Annotated in this window: 21 protein-coding genes and 1 pseudogene; 14 read left to right on the top strand and 8 right to left on the bottom strand. The window is 65.4% G+C overall.

The window, feature by feature from the left end; all coding sequences use genetic code 11:
• Window positions 1–61: 61 nt before the first annotated feature.
• Both cpeA and cpeB read right to left on the bottom strand, forming a co-directional pair.
• Window positions 62–556 carry a class 1 C-phycoerythrin subunit alpha gene (gene cpeA, locus KBY95_RS12075; RefSeq protein WP_254965257.1) on the bottom strand — a complete coding sequence of 165 codons (495 nt, stop codon included), beginning with the start codon at window positions 554–556 and terminating at the stop codon, window positions 62–64.
• A 54-nt stretch (window positions 557–610) separates the two neighbouring features.
• Complete coding sequence (gene cpeB / locus KBY95_RS12070; RefSeq protein WP_254965256.1) at window positions 611–1,171, bottom strand: class 1 C-phycoerythrin subunit beta; 561 nt, start codon at window positions 1,169–1,171, stop codon at window positions 611–613.
• 392 nt (window positions 1,172–1,563) lie between these two features.
• Here cpeB and KBY95_RS12065 point away from each other — a divergent pair, with 392 nt between their 5' ends.
• From KBY95_RS12065 to KBY95_RS12045, 5 genes are all read left to right on the top strand, one after another.
• Complete coding sequence (locus KBY95_RS12065; protein ID WP_254965254.1) at window positions 1,564–1,788, top strand: hypothetical protein; 225 nt, start codon at window positions 1,564–1,566, stop codon at window positions 1,786–1,788.
• Window positions 1,789–1,892: 104 nt separating this feature from the next.
• A complete protein-coding gene (locus tag KBY95_RS12060) occupies window positions 1,893–2,606 on the top strand; it encodes a heme oxygenase (biliverdin-producing) (RefSeq protein WP_254965253.1) in 714 nt (237 codons plus the stop codon).
• A 4-nt stretch (window positions 2,607–2,610) separates the two neighbouring features.
• Window positions 2,611–3,225, top strand: coding sequence for a phycobiliprotein lyase (locus KBY95_RS12055; RefSeq protein ID WP_254965252.1), 615 nt, complete (start codon window positions 2,611–2,613; stop codon window positions 3,223–3,225).
• 8 nt (window positions 3,226–3,233) lie between these two features.
• Window positions 3,234–3,965 carry a 15,16-dihydrobiliverdin:ferredoxin oxidoreductase gene (locus KBY95_RS12050; protein ID WP_254965251.1) on the top strand — a complete coding sequence of 244 codons (732 nt, stop codon included), beginning with the start codon at window positions 3,234–3,236 and terminating at the stop codon, window positions 3,963–3,965.
• Entirely contained in the window at window positions 3,962–4,744 is a 783-nt protein-coding gene (locus tag KBY95_RS12045) for a phycoerythrobilin:ferredoxin oxidoreductase (RefSeq protein WP_254965250.1), read from the top strand. The genes KBY95_RS12050 and KBY95_RS12045 overlap by 4 nt, the downstream gene beginning before the upstream one ends.
• Before the next feature lie 789 nt (window positions 4,745–5,533).
• Here KBY95_RS12045 and KBY95_RS16510 read toward each other — a convergent pair.
• A complete protein-coding gene (locus tag KBY95_RS16510) occupies window positions 5,534–5,803 on the bottom strand; it encodes an ATP-binding protein (RefSeq protein ID WP_396095019.1) in 270 nt (89 codons plus the stop codon).
• A gap of 334 nt (window positions 5,804–6,137) precedes the next feature.
• On the opposite strand from KBY95_RS16510, the gene KBY95_RS12035 reads away from it, so the two are divergent.
• Window positions 6,138–7,055 (top strand): NAD-dependent epimerase/dehydratase family protein, encoded by a 918-nt coding sequence (locus KBY95_RS12035; RefSeq protein ID WP_254965248.1) that lies wholly within the window; start codon window positions 6,138–6,140, stop codon window positions 7,053–7,055.
• 371 nt (window positions 7,056–7,426) lie between these two features.
• On the opposite strand, the gene KBY95_RS12030 is transcribed toward KBY95_RS12035, so the two are convergent.
• Window positions 7,427–7,864: a hypothetical protein gene (locus KBY95_RS12030; RefSeq protein WP_254965247.1), complete on the bottom strand. Its 438-nt coding sequence runs from the start codon at window positions 7,862–7,864 to the stop codon at window positions 7,427–7,429.
• A 108-nt stretch (window positions 7,865–7,972) separates the two neighbouring features.
• Between KBY95_RS12030 and KBY95_RS12025 the strand changes: the two are divergent.
• Window positions 7,973–9,112, top strand: a pseudogene (locus tag KBY95_RS12025) (IS630 family transposase).
• A 150-nt stretch (window positions 9,113–9,262) separates the two neighbouring features.
• Here KBY95_RS12025 and KBY95_RS12020 read toward each other — a convergent pair.
• Window positions 9,263–9,607, bottom strand: coding sequence for a hypothetical protein (locus KBY95_RS12020; RefSeq protein WP_254965246.1), 345 nt, complete (start codon window positions 9,605–9,607; stop codon window positions 9,263–9,265).
• Between the two features lie 168 nt (window positions 9,608–9,775).
• Between KBY95_RS12020 and KBY95_RS12015 the strand changes: the two genes are divergently transcribed.
• Genes KBY95_RS12015 through KBY95_RS12005 form a run of 3 tightly spaced genes read left to right on the top strand, consistent with a single transcriptional unit; the run spans window position 9,776 to window position 11,810 of the window.
• Entirely contained in the window at window positions 9,776–10,609 is an 834-nt protein-coding gene (locus KBY95_RS12015; RefSeq protein WP_254965245.1) for a HEAT repeat domain-containing protein, read from the top strand.
• 17 nt (window positions 10,610–10,626) lie between these two features.
• Entirely contained in the window at window positions 10,627–11,301 is a 675-nt protein-coding gene (locus KBY95_RS12010) for a HEAT repeat domain-containing protein (protein WP_254965244.1), read from the top strand.
• Window positions 11,298–11,810, top strand: coding sequence for a low molecular weight protein-tyrosine-phosphatase (locus tag KBY95_RS12005; protein ID WP_254965243.1), 513 nt, complete (start codon window positions 11,298–11,300; stop codon window positions 11,808–11,810). The genes KBY95_RS12010 and KBY95_RS12005 overlap by 4 nt, the downstream gene beginning before the upstream one ends.
• Here KBY95_RS12005 and KBY95_RS12000 read toward each other — a convergent pair.
• Together KBY95_RS12000 and KBY95_RS11995 are read right to left on the bottom strand one after the other, a co-directional pair.
• Window positions 11,807–13,390, bottom strand: a complete 1,584-nt coding sequence (locus tag KBY95_RS12000) for a bifunctional pantoate--beta-alanine ligase/(d)CMP kinase (protein ID WP_396095015.1) — start codon at window positions 13,388–13,390, stop codon at window positions 11,807–11,809. The two genes, KBY95_RS12005 and KBY95_RS12000, sit on opposite strands and share 4 nt — an antisense overlap.
• Before the next feature lie 58 nt (window positions 13,391–13,448).
• Window positions 13,449–13,943 (bottom strand): septal ring lytic transglycosylase RlpA family protein, encoded by a 495-nt coding sequence (locus KBY95_RS11995; protein ID WP_254965242.1) that lies wholly within the window; start codon window positions 13,941–13,943, stop codon window positions 13,449–13,451.
• Between the two features lie 424 nt (window positions 13,944–14,367).
• Here KBY95_RS11995 and purM point away from each other — a divergent pair, with 424 nt between their 5' ends.
• Window positions 14,368–15,402, top strand: coding sequence for a phosphoribosylformylglycinamidine cyclo-ligase (purM, locus tag KBY95_RS11990; protein WP_254965241.1), 1,035 nt, complete (start codon window positions 14,368–14,370; stop codon window positions 15,400–15,402).
• 107 nt (window positions 15,403–15,509) lie between these two features.
• Window positions 15,510–16,178, top strand: a complete 669-nt coding sequence (locus KBY95_RS11985; RefSeq protein ID WP_254965240.1) for a hypothetical protein — start codon at window positions 15,510–15,512, stop codon at window positions 16,176–16,178.
• 5 nt (window positions 16,179–16,183) lie between these two features.
• On the opposite strand, the gene KBY95_RS11980 is transcribed toward KBY95_RS11985, so the two are convergent.
• Window positions 16,184–17,164 (bottom strand): aldo/keto reductase, encoded by a 981-nt coding sequence (locus tag KBY95_RS11980; RefSeq protein ID WP_254965239.1) that lies wholly within the window; start codon window positions 17,162–17,164, stop codon window positions 16,184–16,186.
• Window positions 17,165–17,248: 84 nt separating this feature from the next.
• Here KBY95_RS11980 and KBY95_RS11975 point away from each other — a divergent pair, with 84 nt between their 5' ends.
• A complete protein-coding gene (locus tag KBY95_RS11975) occupies window positions 17,249–17,434 on the top strand; it encodes a hypothetical protein (RefSeq protein ID WP_254965238.1) in 186 nt (61 codons plus the stop codon).
• On the top strand, window positions 17,431–17,958 hold the full coding sequence (locus KBY95_RS11970) for a hypothetical protein (RefSeq protein WP_254965237.1): 528 nt from the start codon (window positions 17,431–17,433) through the stop codon (window positions 17,956–17,958). The genes KBY95_RS11975 and KBY95_RS11970 overlap by 4 nt, the downstream gene beginning before the upstream one ends.
• The last annotated feature ends 80 nt before the right edge of the window (window positions 17,959–18,038 follow it).

Genomic DNA, 18,038 nt, shown 5'->3' with positions numbered 1-18,038 from the left:
CCAGAGGCATCAAACAAAAAAGGGGGAGGCCGAAGCCTCCCCCTGCAGAGTCAGATGACCCTCAGGAGAGGGAGTTGATGGCGTAATCGAGGTAGCTCTTGAGCTCGTTCAGGGCCTGGGGGCTCATGTCACGAGGAGAGCAGGCGCGGTCACGGGTGTAGGTGAGCGCTTCCACGTAGGCTGCGGTGGGCAGGTTGAGGGTGCGATAGACCTCACGAGCTCCGGCGATGCCCCACTCGTCGAGGGGACCGGTGCCGCCCACCACGAGGCAGTAGTTGACGAGGCGCATGTAGTGGCCGAGATCGCGGTAGCACTTGTCGACCTTGGTCTGGGTGCTACCAGCTTCGCCCTGCTGCTTGAGGTAGGGGTACTTCTTGAAGCAGGCATCGCCAGCTTCGCGCACCACCTTGTCCATGCCGGAAGCCAGCTTTTCAGCGGCTTCCAGACGGGCAGCGGCACGTTGGATATTGCCTTGAACGGCCTCGAGGTCGTTCTGGCTGGGGAAGCGACCGGCGGCATCCGCGGCGGTCACAACAGTGGTGACAACAGATTTCATTGAATGGTTCCTGGTTTGGAAGAGTAAAGGGTGGAAAGACGACTGGTTAGTCGATCAAGCCAGAGCGCTGGCCACGCGGTCGAAGTAGGAAGCTGCTTCCGACACCAGTGCGGAGCAATCACCCTTGACGGTTTCCATCTTGCGGAAACGGGTCTCGTCGGGATTGGTGCCGGAGGTGTTGGTCTCGTTGATGTGAGCGGTGGACGACGCCTTCATGATCCCGACGGCGCGAGCGGCGGACTGCAGGGGCACGCCCAGGGCGATGTAGGTCTCCTTCAGGCCATTGAGGCAGCGGTCGTCGAGAACGGAGGCATCACCGGCCAGCAGCGCATAGCTGATGTAGCGAAGCACGATCTCACCGTCGCGCAGGCAGGCAGCCATGCGGCGGTTGGGATAGCAGTTGCCGCCAGCCTGGATCAAGCCGGTGTTCTCGCAGATCATGCCGGTCACCGCATCAGAGACGATGCAGGAAGCATTCGAGGTGATGGCGTTGACAGCGTCAAGACGCTGGTTGCCCTGGGAGACGTAGTTGCGGAGGGCGGCCAGTTCGCCACTGCCGATAGCAGCGTTTTTGGAGTCAGCGCTAATGACAGCGCGGGAAAAGGCGTCGAGCATGGGGGGTGAATCCGGGCAAGGGACTTTTGGAGGAGCGCTTCGAGGACTTCAGCACCGCACGAATTGCAATCGCAACAATCCGTAAATCGGTGATTGGGCTTGCCCGTGTGGGCCGAAGCAACCTGAAGTTACGCGCCCTGCCTGGGGAAGCCCCCTGAAGGGACGAGTCACGCAAGATTTCGTGATCCAAGCCCGCCTGGCCGTTGAACGTCCGAGCCAGCCGGCCCAGATCCCAGGCAGGGACTGGATCGACCGAGTTCCCTCCCAAATGGACGCAACAGGACAGCGGGACGCTGGAATCGCAAGGCCTCTCCTGCTTCGGCTTTTCTTTAGATTGCAGGCCGCCTGCGCCGGGAGGCTTCGTACGCTCTTCGGGAGCCTGAATCCCGTTCATGTCCGTTCCCAGCCTTCAGGAGCTTCTCGAGTCGATCGAGGCCCTCACCAGCTACAGGGACCGCCTGGTGGCCGATGTGACGGCCATGGGCCAGCGTCTGAAACTTCCCCAGAAGAAGGTTGACGCCACCCTCGCCTCCCACGCCGAGCTGCAGCGGATCGAAGCGGTGCTGGCCCAGCTGATCAGCCAGAAGGATGCCACGTCCTCACCCGGATCGCCCTGAACGTTCCATCGCACGGCTCTGACTGCTTTACGGCATGCAACCTGCTTCCCTGATTCCGGGCTGGCCACTCGTATGTTCGGGAGAGTTCTCGCTTCGCTCCCTTCATGGCCGTCGCCCTTGCTTCCCAACTGCGTGAGGGAACGAAGAAAGCCCACACCATGGCCGAGAACACCGGCTTCGTGAGCTGCTTCCTCAAGGGAGTGGTCGACAAGGCCAGCTATCGCACCCTGGTGGCCGACCTCTGGTTCGTCTACAGCGCCATGGAGGAGGAGATCGGCAAGCTGGCCAACCATCCGGTTGTCGGTCCGATCGCTTCCCCCGAGCTCAACCGCAAAGAAGCGATCGAGCAGGATCTCAGCTTCTATTTCGGTGGTGACTGGCGCCAGCAGATTCGCGCCACGCCTGGTGCCCAGGCCTACGTCGCCCGCCTGCATCAGGTGGCGAAGGAGGCTCCCGAGCTGCTGGTGGGCCACCACTACACCCGCTACATCGGCGATCTCTCCGGCGGCATCATTCTCAAGAACATCGCCCAGAAGGCGATGAACCTGGGCGCGCACGATGGCCTGCGCTTCTACGAATTCGATGCCATCGCTGACGAGAAGGCGTTCAAGACCAGCTATCGCGCCACCCTCGATTCCCTGCCCATCGATCAGGCCACCGCCGATCGCATCGTGGCGGAGGCCAACGAGGCCTTCCACTGCAACATGAAGATGTTCCAGGAGCTGGAAGGAAACCTGGTTGCCGCGATCGGCAAGGTCCTGTTCGGCTTCCTCACCCGCCGCCAGCGCACCGGCAGCACCGAAGCCATCACAGCCTGACGCGATGCCGAGCGCACCACCGTTGACGATGGCGGAGTTCCTGGCCAAAAGCGCCGGCACCTGGCTCACCCATCGCGCTGTTCACCATCTCGATCACCAGGACGATGAAGCCGGCGACTCCAACCTCACCATTGAGCCGTTCGGCGCCACGGATGCGGTGGTGGATCGCGTCTGCGAAGGCCTGGGGGTGGCTCCTGCCCAGGCCTGTGGCGGAGCACGCTTCTGGTGGGAGAGCAACCTCAAGGAGGGGAACCGCAGTGATGACCAGGCCGCCGTGCTGGTCGATGTGGTCGATGGGCAGAACCCACGCCAGGGATTTCTGCTGCGCGACAAGGGCTACGTCGAAAAGCAGCCGGTCATCAGCACCTACGCCTTCGCCGACGACGGCCTGCTCACCATCACCACCCGTTACGACACGAACATTGGCGTGGAGCGCTGCTGGTTCGTCACGGAGGGCGTGCGGATCCGCGTCAGCAGCGTGCAGTTCCTCGAAGGCGTCAGCATGACGACCTACTGCACAGAGCTGCGATGCCTCAGCGGCAAAGAGCTGGAGTCGATGCAAGGGGAGGCCCTGCGCCGTTTCCCTCTCGGCTCCCAGCCCTTGGCTCTGGAGCGATAAGGCGCATCATGTTCGATCCATTCCTCGATGAACTTCAAGCCGGGATTCAGGCCAGGGGTGCCCAACCCCTGGAAATCCCTGAGGGTCTGGCGGAATGCCGCTCCGCCAAGGGCACCAGCGAAATCCGAAGCTGGCTCTGGCAGTTGCCCGGCATCCGCCGCTGGCGGGTGACCCGCCTTGATGCCGGAGAGAGCCTGCAGGTGCTCAATTCTGTGGCCTATCCCGATTACAGCCGTGATCAGCCGCTGCTGGGGATTGATCTGCTCTGGTTCGGAGCACGCCAGAAACTGGTGGCCGTGCTCGATTTCCAGCCTCTCCTTCAGACCCCGGACTATCTGAACCGCCACCTGGAAGGCCTGCACCAACTGCACGACCGGTTTCCGGACCTCAGCGGCGCGGAGACCATGCGCGCCTATGACCCGCACCAGTACTTCTCCCCCTGGCTGCTGTTCTGCCGGGGGGGCGCGGACCAGGCCCAGGGATCCTTACCCGCTGCCTTCTCAGCGTTCCTGGCTCTCTACTGGGCGCTGCATGAGGCTGCACCTGACGCCGCCGACCTTGGGCCTGAGGAGGTGGCCAGGCTGCAGGCGGCTTACGACACCTACAGCGCCGAGAGGGACCCAGCCCATGGCCTGTTCACCAGCCACTTCGGCAAGGCCTGGTCGGATCGCTTCCTGCACGAGTACCTGTTCCCCGGGAGCTGCCAGGCGCCTGTTGTTCCCAACGAGGTTTCCCCTTGACCCCTCCAACCCTGCCTCAGACCTCCAGCCTCCATCCGGTCGCGATCGACGGGTGGCGCTGGGCTCCCTTCCTGGACCATGCCGTGGAGGCGCTTCAGCCGCTGCAGCCCAGGGCCTACCCGATCGACGCTTCCTACCTACGGCGCGAAGGGGCCACAGGCTCCAAGGCCCAGCCCGTTCCCGTAGTGACGGCGACCTGGGCCTGCAGCACAGACAAACTGCGTCAAGCGCGGGCCGCCTGCGTGGAGGCAGGCTCGGCGGCCTCGGTGCTGAATTTCGTGATCAATCCCTCCAGCTGCTTCGATCTCCCCTTTTTCGGGGCCGACCTTGTCACGCTGCCCTCAGGACACCTGATCGCCCTGGATCTGCAGCCCGCCCTCAAGACCGACGAGCGACATACCTCTGAAGTGTGGCAACGGCTGCTGCCAATCTGGGAGGAATGGCAGCATCGGCTCCCCGAGGGTGGGCCGATTCCTCCCGAAGCGGAGCCCTACTTCTCCCCTGGATTCCTGTGGACCCGTCTTCCCCTCGGGGAAGAGGGAGACCAGCTGATTCACTCGGCCGTGTTTCCGGCCTTCGTGGCCTATCTCGATCTCTACCTTCAGCTGGTGGCGGAAGCCACCCCAGTGACGGAAGCTCGCCACCAGGAACTGCTGGCCGGCCAGCGTCGCTATGTGGCCTACAGGGCCGAGAAGGATCCGGCCCGGGGCATGCTCACCCGCTTCCACGGCGCGGAGTGGACGGAGTCCTACATCCACGGGGTCCTTTTCGATCTCTGAATGCCCCTGGCAGGCCAGGACCGCAGCAGGAGCTGCGACAGGGTGGAAGGGGGGTGGCGCGGGGTGGTAGCGGTGGCCGACGACCACTTTTGTCGAGAGAGGGTGGTCCTCGACAATGCCCGCAGCCGCGACATCTACACCAACTTCTTCCACCTCGCTCCGATGACAAGGGCATCGCGCGAACCCACTGGGGCTTTCTTCAAGAAGGGGGACCTCCCCGAAGGCCTGCAGAAGCAGCGCCGGCTTCTGCAGGAACCGATTCCGCGGGAGGTCCTGGCCAAGCTGTCGGCGGAGGCCGCCGCACTGAAGCTCCTCAGACTTACGAGGCCGAGCGGCTGCCGGTGGTTCACAACGATCAGCGCCGAAGCCGGGAAGTCAGCAACCGGACCGGGCGCACCAAGCCGCAGGGGCTGCACCCTGAGCCCGTGGAAGCATAAATCCCGCAGACAGACTCGACTTCGAGGGGGATTTCGGCCGTACCTGCGCTCGCAGCATCGGCCACGCCGTGCCTGGCCACGGCACACCGCACGAAGCTGGCCCGAGCTGTGCCGTCAGCAAGTCTCCTTAGGCCGCCCAGGCGCTTGTGGTGGGGCCGGGCCCAGGGGGGGAGCTGATCCTCCTGAGGTGTCGTCTGCCTCAGGCACGACTCAGCGTGGTCGAGCCCAGCGGATCGATGGTCGAGGCCTGTCGTGAACAACTGCATGCAAAAGGTCTGCTTCCGCGCTGCCGCCTGCTGAACACAACCTTGGAGGAGGCCACAGCCAAAGGCAACGGCGTGAATGCACGGAATCAGCCCGCAGCGGAGCGGCCTGTTCGCCCTGCCCGCTTGCGGCGGTAGCTCTCGCCACTTATTTGAACGATGGTGCTGTGGTCCACCAGCAGGACGATCGCCGCCTCCGTCATGGCGCTGGTGGAGAAGGCGTTCTCCCACTCGCTGATCGGCTGGTTGCTGGGTACCAGCGGAGATTTCCGTTCGCAGCGGTGGTGAGACTGGCCCGTGGTGTCAATCGCAACATCAGTCGTCGATTCGACAGACGCTGACCACCCTGATGACGGCACTGTCTTCACTGACTCCAGCCCCTCCGAGCTTCAAGGTCACCTGAAACCACCATTGGCGACCGTCATCGCTGCGCCGGAGCGTCTGATAGCTCTGCATTTCCCGGTTCCTCAGGGCCAGAACGAGGGCGTCGCCGCTGCAACCTGGACAGTTCACCTGCAAGTCCTCCAGTCCCTCCGCTGTGATCTGGTAAGTGGGCATTGCGATGGAGCGCCTGAAACCACCCTCTCACGCGAGGCGGAGCTGGAACATCTCTCGGCAAGGGGAGGGTCGACACATCCCTTGCCTCACACCCCGTTGACACACCGGCTAGCCTTTACGAAATGTAACGATCGCATGACGTCCTCTCCCGATCTGGCATCGCTTTACCAGTTGCTAGCCAAGGAGCAACGCCCGATCCTGCCTTCCGGTGAACAGCGCGCCATTCTTGGCTGTGGCTACGTGGGTGAAGCGGTTGCCAAGGCCTGGAGGCAGGAGGGACATGAACTCTGGGGAACGACAACCCGCCGTGAACGCCTAGCTGAATTGGCTGATCTTGTTGATAATCCAGTGATTTTTGATTCCACAGATTCCCGCACCAGCCTCTCCTTTACTGAAGACCTTGATGGCATCTTGGTGTCGTTTGCACCGTCAAAGAGTTCTCAGGTAGATGTGAGTCAATACCGGGAAACGTTTTTTGGCGGAATTCAAGTACTACTTGATGTGCTGGATCGACGCCCAAACAAAAGACCACTTCAGTTGGTCCATCTGAGTAGTTGTGGAGTCTATGGTAATCGACGTGGGGCATTAACCGACGAGGGTTCCCAGCTAGACATTCTTCACCCCGTCAATGAGGTGCTTGCGAGAGCCGAAGAGATGGTTCAATCCGTACGCTCAGACAAAGTCAAGGTCTGCATTCTTCGTCTTGGCGGCATCTACGGACCTGGCCGCGATATTCCTGGCATGCTCCTCTCAGCGGCAGGCAGCCTCGTGCAGCGCAATGGGCAGAATGTGCCTTGCTGGATTCATCTTGATGATATTGTCCGAGGAGTGTCATTCGCTTTCGAGCGCAACCTCAATGACACTTACAATCTGGTGAACGACACCCAGTTCACCGGTCAAGAGCTCACCGATCGTCTGTGTGAGCAAGCTGGCCTGCCACTGGCAAAATGGCTCTCGGTTGACACGACTGATCGTGTACTCAACGCCAGAGTGAGCAATGAAAAGCTTAAGCAAACAGGCTTCACTTTTACTCATCCATCGATGGTTGGTTGATAGCGACTTTCGACCCAACGAACCAGCTGATGACTTTCATTGTATTCCATCATAAGATGTATAAATTCACTGGAGCTTAAGAGGCAACCAAAATTAAGATCGAAGGGCCCATCGGGCAATCTTTTTGGCAAGCTACACAAGAGATTGTCGCCAAATAGCCCCTCCACCTCATACTTTTGGAAGGATCTGATATCGAAACCAGCGATTTTTCGGCCGGCAGGGGTGCAAGCGGGCCATTGTCCTGGTCGCAGTTCCTGCTCTAATCCAGGCCAGCCGGTGATTACCTGGAAGAGTTCGTGCGAGGAAGCTGGTTGATCTCGAACCGGATCCACGGCCGCTCGCTGGCAGAGAAAGGGGGTTGCAGCGATTGATTACAGGAGCATAGTTTGATCCTCTTGCCGCTGATAGAGAGTTATGAGCATGGATCTAGAACGGCAGTTGAAGAAGTTCACTTCATGGCCTGCGCGGCCATCACGTCCATCCATCTCCAGACTTGACTGACCTGCCGTATGGGGAAAATGCCAACAGTGATTACTCAAGTTATAGCGATGCCGAATAAGCGGAAACTTGCGTTCCCCGCCTGGAGAGAAGCGCAAGCCCGTGCCGTGCCAAAGTCCCGTGTTGGCATCTGTAAAACGGATCGCATACATCGATCCAGCTGGATCTGATTTTCCACGGGTCAGATCCATTCCTGTGCTGTCTCGCCCATACCAGGTCGTTACCCCCTGCCAGTCGCCATCAAAGCTGGCTCTCATCAGATCCCACTGACGATCAGCTCCTGCGTTGCGCGGGTTGGTTGTGCTTGCCATGGTGATCAGGCCAGGATCTGGGTCGTCAGAAGTTGATTATCTCACGCCTACTTAGTGTCCGGTCCCGGAAATAACAGCTAGAATCAGGAGTGTTATCCGAGGTGCTCCGTGGCGCTTGGCCGTCCGATGCCACCGCTGGTCCTCAGCGATGACGAGGTTCAGCAACTGCAGGGCATCGCCAGCTCTCGCTAGCTACCTCATTCGATCGTGCAGCGCGCTCAGATCGTGCTGGCCTGCGGAGCTGGCGAAGCCAACACGGCCATCGCCAAGCGAATGGGGCTGACGGGCATGACCGTCGGCAAGTGGCGCAAGCGTTATCGGGAGCTGGGCCTGGAGGGGTTGCACGATGAGCTGCGTCCCGGCCGGCCTCGAACCTACGAGGACGACACAGTGGCCGAGGTGATCAACCGGGCTCTGCAGACCAAACCCACCGATGGCAGCACCCACTGGAGCGCCCGCACCCTCGCCGCTGCGACAGGCATTTCTAAAACCACGGTTCACCGCTGGCTGCAGACCTTCTCGGTGCAGCCTCACCGGCAGAAGATGTTCAAGCTCTCGACCGACCCCTTCTTCGTTGAAAAGGTCAGGGACATCGTCGGCCTGTACCTGAACCCACCGGACAAGGCGATGGTGCTCTGCGTCGACGAGAAGACACAGATCCAGGCCCTAGACCTGACTCAGCCGCTACTGCCCATGGGCCTTGGCTACGTGGAGGGAGTTACCCACGACTACATCCGTCACGGCACCACCACCCTGTTCGCTGCCCTGGACGTCGCCACCGGCGAGGTGCTTACCCGGTGCAGACCGCGCCATCGGCATCAGGAATTCCTGGGGTTCCTGCGCCAGATCGAAAGGTCCGTTCCCGAGGATCTGGACGTCCACCTGATCGTGGACAACTACTGCACCCACAAGCACGCCAGGGTCCGCGCCTGGCTGGCGCAGCGGCCCCGCTTCCACGTCCACTACACACCCACCTACGCCTCCTGGCTGTAGACGAAGTCGGCCGGAGGCCGTACCAGGTGGAGCACTGGTTTGGGAGCATCACCCAGCGGGCGATCCGACGGGGAAGCTTCTCGAGTGTCCTAGCCGGAGGCTTCCGCGCAGCGGTAGGAGCTGATCGCCAAGATTGAGCAATTCGTGGCGGCCTACAACAAGACCAAGGCCCCGTTCAACTGGACCGGGACGGCGGACTCAATCCTGGAGAAGCTCCAGCGACTTTGCTCGCAAATCTCTGGGACGGCACACTAGTTGTCGCCGTGCAATTCAGCCACCGGTCTAACGCCACTCTTGGATCATCGTGACGTGCGTGTAGATACCATTTTCGTAGAGCTGGGTGGTGAGCACCCGCTGGTCATCGGAGAGCAGCATAATGATCTCATTGTAGTGAGTACGGACCCCTCACAGGGTGCGACTGCCGCAGTAGACGATGACATGATCGCTGATGGGCCAGGCGATTCCTGAGAAAGCTGTGGCTTTTTCTCCGGAGAGGGTATAACCCTCGTCAGTGAGCGGAAAGGCAAGCGTTCCGTCGAGGAAATGGCCTTGATATTGCGCCACGACTTCGGACGGAGTATCAATCCGCACCGTGTTGGTCTGTACGTAATCGTTCGCCTCGATGGTGATCTGCACCCTCACACGATCGGTGTCGATGCAGTGGCCTTCGGTGGTGATCCGCCCGGCGATACCCTCCCTGAGCGCAAAATGCGACGGAACACGAGGGCCACTCCACAGGCGTCGAGACAAGGCGTCGGGATCGCCCCGAAGCAGGCCTCTGGGGGCTCTGGGGCAGGCACGGAGTTCATGACGACCAAGGATCATTGACACCACTGGTTCCTCCTAACACCAACGGGCCAGGGGCGGAATCACCGCAATGGCAGTATCAGAGGTCTGTACCCAGGCCATCTGCAGTCCATGACTGGCACGACCGATCCGGCCTCCCCACGTGCCGGGGCCGGCGAACCGATCAGCGAATCGGAAGCACTGCAGCGACTTCGCCAGATCGACGATCATTCGGATCAGTACTATGCCGCTTGGTGGCTGGGGCGCATGCGCAGTCGGCACCCCGAGGCGGTGCCCCTGCTTCAGGCGGCCCTGCGCCGAAGGCAGCCCCGCGAAGCGGCCTCCGGAGTGGAGCACAACGCCGTGGCCCGCAATGCCGCCCGGGCCCTCGGGAAGCTGGGGGATCCCCAGGCGATCCCGGATCTGCTCGCCGCCCTGGAGGACGAGGACGACGGCTTGCGTGAGGCTGCCGCCCGCGCCCTGGGCGAGTTGCGGGCCGAAGGGGCGGTCGCCGTCCTCTGTCAACGTCTGGCCAGTGGCCTGGCCGGGGCGGGTGCACCGCTCGATCCTCGCAGCCCCCGCCTGAGGGAGCCCTGTGAGGCCATGCTGGAGGCCCTGGGAGACATCGGTGTGGCGGAAACCACCGTACTGGCGGTGATCGAGCCCTTCCTTGACCATGATCGCCCCCTGATCCGCAGTGCGGCCGGGCGTGCCCTTTTCCTGCTCAGCGGCGATCCTCGGCGGGCTGAGGGATTGGTGAGCCTTCTTGAGCATCCCCAACTCCAGGTGCGTCGCGCCGCCCTGATGGACCTTGGGGCCGTGGGCTGGCGTCCGGCCCTCGAACCGATCCGCCGCACGCTGGCGGAGAACAGCCTCAAGCTGATCGCCCTGCGAGGGCTGGTGGAGAAGGGCCAAGGGGAACCCGACACGGAAAGCCTTCTGGCGGCCATGGACGAACTGCTTTGAACACGCACCGAGGCCAGATGATGCGTCCGTTTCAGGATCTGATCGCAGCGGTGGAGCAGGCCGACAGCTCCGATGCTCTGCTAGTGGCCACCGAGAACCTGGCCGGCATGACTGGTGGGGCCGGGGATGCGGAGGCGATCGACTGTCTGATCCGGGTGCTGGGCTTCAACAACCCTGGGGCCTCCGTCGCCGCCGTGGAGGGCCTGATCGCCATCGGAACGGCAGCGGTGCAACCCCTGCTGGCCACCCTGGATGAGCACAACTATGGGGCGCGCGCCTGGGCCGTGCGCGCGTTGGCGGGAATCCGGGATGTGCGGGGACTGGAGCTGCTGGAGGGGGCCCTTGGCAAGGACGTCGGACCCAGTGTGCGCCGGGCCGCCGCCAGGGGCCTGGGGCAACTGAGCCATGAAGGCCTTCAGGGCGAAGAACGGGAGCGCCTCAACGGGCGTTGCCTGACGGCGCTCGAGGCCGCCTGCCGCGATGGCGAATGGGTGGTGCGCTACGCCGTGGTGGTGGGTCTGGAATCGCTGGCCCTCACACTCTCCCCGGAGAGCGATCTGCGCAGGCGGGCCCAGGATTCCTTGAGCAGCCTGGCGAAGCCTTGCCTCGAAGACACGCCCGTGGTGCGGCTACGGGCCGAGTTGGCCCTGCGCCGTCTGAATGAACGAGCTGGTGATGGGGGATCCCGATGAGTGCCACCTCCAGCCAGGAAGCGACACCCAAGCCCACCAGGGTCCTGTTCGTCTGTCTGGGCAACATCTGCCGCTCACCGGCCGCCGAGGGGGTGTTTCTGCATCTGCTGGCCCAGCAGGGCCTGGAGCATGCCTTCGAGGTTGATTCCGCCGGCACCGGCGACTGGCACGTGGGACGGCCCGCCGACGCGCGCATGCGCAGCGCCGCCACCCGACGGGGCATCGCCCTGCCCAGCCGGGCCCGCCAGATCACGGCGGACGACCTGGGCCGCTTCGACCACTTGCTGACGATGGACCGGCAGAACCTGAAGGCGGTGCGGAGCCTGGCCGGGCCTGGGGCCGCCGCCCAGATCACCCCCCTCACCCGCTACTGCCGCCGCTACGGCACCGAAGAGGTGCCCGATCCCTACTACGGCGGGGAGGAGGGCTTTGATCGGGTGCTGGATCTGCTGGAGGACGCCTGCGGGGGCCTGCTTGAGACCCTGAAGGCTGAACGGGCGGGCGACTAGGGGGCCCCAGGGCCCGGCCAGGCATCCTCCGGCACCCGCTCGCGGAACAGATCCACCAGGCGCTCGATCACGGCGTCGATGCCCAGGCCGTCGGTGACCAGCTCCACCGCGTCGGCCGCCTGCCGCAGGGGTGCCTCGACCCGGCTGGAATCCAGGCGATCCCGCTCGGCGATCTGGGCTTCCAGTTCCGCCAGGGGCGGCACGGTGAAGCCCCGCTGGGCCAGATCCGCTGCCCGGCGGCGGGCCCGCTCCGCCACCGTGGCGGTGAGGAACACCTTGCACTCCGCCTCCGGGAAGACGGCGGTGCCGATGTCGCGCCCTTCCGCCACCAGGCCGCCCCGCTGACCCATGGCCCGCTGCTGCCCGGTGAGGGCCGCCCGCACGCAGGCATGGGCGGCCACGGTGGACACCGCAGCGGTGACCTCAGGCCCCCGGATGGGCTCGCTCACATCCTGGCCATTCACCCGCACCCGCTGCTCACCAGCGGCGTCGCTCTCCAGCTGCAGATCGAGGTCGTCGAGCAGGGGGGCGATGGCGGCGGCATCGGCCGGGTCCACACCCCGGTGCAGCACCCACCAGGTGAGGGCCCGGTACATGGCGCCGGTGTCGAGATAGAGGAGGCCGAGGCGGCGGGCGAAGGCCCTGGTGACGGTGCTCTTGCCCGCCCCGGCGGGGCCATCGATGGCGACGATCGGCGGGCGGTTCATCAGGAAGACATGGTCGATCAAGCGCGTGCTGCCGCAACGGGCGGCCGCGGCCAGCAGCGCGAGGCCGCCAGCGGTGGCGGTCATGGGGCTCAGGGTAGAGGGCTGCACGAGCTGCACGTACTCCACGGTCAGGCCCGCCGCCTCCAGGTCGCGGCGCACCGAAACGGAAAGCAGCGCCGCGCTGTCGGTGCCGTCGCGCCAGCGCGTCCGCGCCGCCCCCAGGGCCGCCGGCAGGGCCGCCGCCCGATCGCGCTCGCTGGCGCTGAGGTAGCGATGGCGGGAACTGCAGGCGAGCCCATCGGCCTCCCGCACGGTGGCGCAGCCCTGCACCGTCACCGGCAGGGCCAGGTCGGCCACCACGCGGCGCAGGATCGTCAGCTGCTGCCAGTCCTTCTCCCCGAGCAGAAGCCGATCCGGCCGCACCAGGGCCAGCAGCCGGCAGACCACGGTGGCCACACCCTCGAAATGGCCGGGCCGGCCGGGACCGCACAGGGACTGGCGCAGGGCAGCCGGGGGAACCACGCCGGTGAGCTGGGCCTCACCGCCAGGGAACAGCTCCTGCACCGACGGGGCCAACAGGGCCTCGGCACCGGCTGCCTCCCCCAGGGCGGCATCGGCGGCCAGATCCCTGGGGTAACGGTCGAAATCTTCAGCCGGTCCGAACTGGAGCGGATTGACGAAGACACTGAGCAGGACCGCTGGCCGGCCAGCCGGCACGGCTGCGCAGGCCCGCTGCAGCAGCTGCCGGTGGCCCTGATGCAGGCTGCCCATGGTGGGAACGAAATGGAGCGGCCGGCCGACCTGCTCGCGGCGCCAGTCGTTCAGCTCGGCCAGGGTCTGAAGCAGTTGCACCGGCACAGAAAGAAAGCCCACCCGCCAGATTGGCGGATGGGCTGAACGGAATCAGGCCGCACGCAGCCAACAGGAAGGCTCAGGGCAGCACTTCGAGCTTCACCTGGGCAACGCCGCTGGCGGTGAGGCCCAGTTCCTGGGCGGCTCCGTGGGCCAGGTCGATCACCCGGTTGCCGTGGAAAGGACCACGGTCATTGATGCGCACCACGGTGGAACGTCCGTTCCAGAGGTTGGTGACGCGCACCTTGGTGCCGAAGGGAAGGGTGCGATGGGCAGCGGTGAGTGTGCCGGGGCGGAAGACTTCACCGCTGGCGGTGCGGTTGCCGAAGAAGCCAGGGCCGTACCAGCTGGCTTGACCGGTGGTGACCCTGCCCGCGGAGGCGATCAGATTGCTCGCCGTGGGCACGGTGCGGATGTCCTCGACGAAGCGGTCCCAAGTGGAGGGAAAGCCGGCGGGGCGGATGGCAACGGAACTCCCTGGGGCCTGCAGGGCAGTAAGGGAGCCGGCCTGGGCCGGAGAGATGGTGCTGGTGAAGAGGAGGGCGGCGGCGCCCAGGAGTTGAGTGACTCGCATGACAAGCGGAAGACACTGGCTGAGCAAGAGATCGAGGAACGACGTTCCCGATGACTGCATTCGGGCGTTGACGACAACCAGACCAGAAACGGCGGTGACTGAGTCGAACGCGGCCGAAATGGCCTGGCGAATTCCTAAGAGAAAATGACGACCCCGGAAAACTATCCGAACTGCACAGGGCTCAAATGCGCTGCAGACAGGCCTCAGGACCGATCAGTTTTCTTCATCTTTGCCACCCCTCCAGGCGTCCACTGGCCTGACTGGCCCACCGGCGCTAGCGAAACATCAGTGGATTTGATCCATGACATAAGTCCAGGCGATGGGAATGTGGGCCAATCGGGCAATCGTCCATACCCAGGGCTCTCCAGGCGCCCCCCGCGGCCCCATGCCGGTGCAGGATCGGTGCAGCGCTGACCCTTGCCCCATGGACTACCGCTCTGCCGGCGTGGACGTCGCCGCCGGCCGCGCCTTCGTGGAACGCATCCGAACCAGTGTCGAGACGACCCGGCGGCCGGAGGTGATCGGCGGACTGGGGGGCTTCGGCGGGCTCTGCCGCCTGCCGGCCGGGATGAAACGCCCCCTGCTCGTGGCCGGCACCGACGGTGTGGGCACCAAGCTCGAGCTCGCCCAGGCCCATGGCGGCCACCACGGCGTGGGCATTGACCTGGTGGCCATGTGCGTCAACGACGTGATCACCAGCGGCGCGGACCCGCTCTTCTTCCTCGATTACATCGCCACCGGCAAGCTCGGCCCCGAGGCCATGGCCGAGGTGGTGGAAGGCATCGCCGACGGCTGCCGCCAGAGCGGCTGCGCCCTGCTGGGCGGCGAAACCGCCGAGATGCCCGGCTTCTACGGTGCCGGCCGCTACGACCTGGCCGGGTTCTGCGTGGCGGTGGTGGAAGAGGACGAGCGGATCAACGGCGCACGGGTGAGCGCGGGCGACCGGATCGTCGCCGTGGCCAGCAGCGGCATCCACAGCAATGGCTTCAGCCTGGTGCGGCGCATCCTGGAGGCCGAAACGGTCGACGCCACCACCCTGTTGCCGGCAACCGGGCAAGGACTGATCGACGCCCTGCTGACCCCGACACTTCTTTATGCCTCGCTGGTGAAGGACCTGCGCCGCTCCGGGTTGCCCCTCCACGCCATGGCCCACATCACCGGCGGCGGCTTGCCGGAGAACCTGCCCCGCTGCCTGCCTCCGGGAGTCCATGCCGTGGTCGACCCGGACAGCTGGGAGCGTCCGTCCCTGTTTCGATGGCTGCAGGAGCGGGGCCAGGTGCCGGAGGCCGATCTGTGGAACACCTTCAATCTGGGGGTCGGTTTCTGCCTGGTGGTGCCGCAGGCGGCCTTGCCTGGCATCATCGACATCTGCCGGTCCTCGGGTCATCAGGCCTGGGAACTCGGCAGGATCGCGGCAGGTGAGCCTGGGGAGCCCCCCCTGGCCGGATTGCCGCACTGAAGCGACGCTGGTCCTGAACCCGCCCATGTCCCTAGGGTCGTCGGCGTTATTTCCGTCATGACCAGGCCCCTCTCGCTCCCAAGACGCTCCCAAGATTTCGTTGCCCGATGTTCGATACGTCCAGACGCATCACCCGCCGCCGCAGTTCCGCAGGCCCGATGCCGCCCCAGCGCCCCCAGCAGCCGCGCCCCCGCCTGCGCGACGGCGCCGCCCCCATGCTCCAGCAGCGCGAGGGCACCGGTGGCCAGCGGCCGACCTTCCTGACCCTGCGGGACCACGGCAAGGTCTATGTGGCCGACCTGCCCCGCCTGTCCGACGGCCAGCTCACCCATATCAATAAGGAAGCCCAGGACGTTCTCGACAGCCTCAACCGTCGCCTGCAGGAACTGGAGGCCCAGACCTTTCTCAGCGAGGCCGACCAGGACACCCGCATCCGGGCCACCACCAAACGGGACATCACCCAGCGGTTCCTCAACTCGATCGCCCAGGAGCAGGAACTGCGCCGCTCCAACCCGGCCCTGCGGGCGGCTGCGGGCGAATCCCTCTCCCGCGCCTTCCTGGAACTGGCCCGCCACCGGCTGCCAGGCTCCACCTTCGATTCCCTGCTGCAGGAGGCCCTCAGTGCCTGCGGCCCCGGCGAAGACGGCGCCCTCGCCGGCGAAACGGCCGACCCCCAGGTGGTGAGGCTGCTGCAGCGGGCCGAGGCCCCCCAGCCTCGCCCCGCCGCCCTGCCGGTGGTGCTGAGCCCGGATCCAAGCGACGCCCTCAGCGCCTGACGGCCTCAGGCGCTCTGAAACGGATTGGCGGGCATGCGCCCCTCGCACCGCTGCGCCACCCGGTCCAGATCCCGTCGTTCCCCGTCGTCCAGGCACCAACTGGCGGCCGCGGCCGCCGCTTCGGCCTGGTCAACGCGGCGCAACCCCACCAGGGGAATGGCCCCGTGGGACCGGCACCAGTTGATCGCCACGGCGGCCATGGGGGCGTCGTGGGCCTGGGCGATCCGCTGCATGGTCTGCAGCAAGGGCTGGATGCGGGGCTGCAGCCGGCGGAACAGCAGGCCCCGGGGTCCGGCAGGCCGTCCCTGGTCCTCCCCCGGGGGCCGGCCCAGCAGACCGAGGGCCAGGGGGCTGTAGGCCAGCAGGTCAATGCCCAGCTCCCGGCAGACCGACGCCACGCCGTCAGCCGCGAGCGCATCGGGCGCCAGCAGGGACAGCTGCACCTGCAGGCTGGACAACCGCAGCCCCCGCCGGGCCAGCCGTTCGTGCACCAGCCGCAACCGGCGAGGGCCCAGGTTGGACACCCCCAGGCTGCCCACCCGGCCCTGTTCGAGCAGATCCGCCAGCCCCTCCAGGAGGGGCCCCTCCTGCCAGGGGGCGTAGCGGGCCGTGCTCCAGTGCAGCTGAACCCGATCAAGATGGCCCCCCAACCGTCGCAGGGAGGCTTCGAAGGCCCCCTCGAATCCACGGCGGCCCAGGCGCCAGGGGAAGGGGGCCAGCTTGGTGGCCACGGTGAGCCGCTGGCGCCGGGCCGGCGGCAGATCGGCGACGAAGCCGCCCAGCAGCGACTCGCTGCGGCCTCCGAAGCGACCGGTGCCGTAGGAATCGGCCGTGTCGAACAGGGTCAGCCCCAGGTCCACCGCCCGGCGAAAACAGGCGGCCAGCTCCGCGTCCTGGGCCGGGTCGTAGCCCCAGAGAAACTGGTTGCCCCAGGCCCAGGTGCCCACCCCGATGCCGGGGGCACCTGGCGGCACGGGCGAGGACACGGGGGTGGCAGGGTCGGCCCAGTCGATCGCGACACTCTCACGCTGTTGCCATGATCGAACCGAACCGTCCTCAGGGGGCCTGTGATGACCACCCATCCCGGCGGCCGGCCGCCCCTGCCCACCGCCGGAGCGAACGCCCCCATCCCGTTGGCCGCCGGCAACGCGCCGACCGCGCCCGCCCCCGAGCCGGTGCTCTGCTCCCATTGCGGCCGCACAGCCAGCAACGGAATCAGCTGCCAGGGGATCTGCGTTGCCGACTCGGGCTATTGAAGCGGTGGCTTGGCCGGGGATGGACCTCAGGCCTGCTGCTGCTGGCCCTCACCGGCCCCTGGGCGCCCCTGGAGGGCCAGGAGCTGCGGGGCGAGGATTTCGGCCGCTGGGAAGGGGGCCTGCGGCGCTGCCGCATCGTCAGCACGTCCCGCCAGGCCTCGCAGCAGCAGACGAGCAGTTGCAGGGTTCTGCGCCTGGATCAGCAGATGGAGGGACTGCTCACGGTCCGGTTTGTGCAACCGGCCGGCAGCGGCGCCTTCCTGGATCGCCAGCTGGTCTTCGCCGGGGTGCTGGCGGAAGGCACCAGGGGCATGCAATGCCAGGCAAGCCGCTGCGAGCCGCGCTGGCCCCTGCGGCTGCGCGTGAGTGCCGTGGGCCAGACGGGCTTCGGCGAGGCAACGGCGGCCCTGGGGCTGACCAGGGCCCAGCTCGCCAGCGGCCACTGCCAGCTGGACGGCCGCGCCTTCCGCTGCGAGGCCGTCGGCTCGGAAGGGGAGCGGTGGCAGGCGGAAGCCTCTCCCTGAGCGGACCTGCGAGCCGGGTGGGCGGGGGAAATGACGATCGGCAACGAACGCCACAGACAACCCTGACCTTCTTCAGGTTC

This window comes from Cyanobium sp. Aljojuca 7A6 (assembly GCF_024346455.1).
Lineage (GTDB): Bacteria > Cyanobacteriota > Cyanobacteriia > PCC-6307 > Cyanobiaceae > Cyanobium.
The sequence above is the reverse complement of the archived record's forward strand: the minus strand, read 5'-3'. Positions and strand labels throughout refer to the sequence as shown.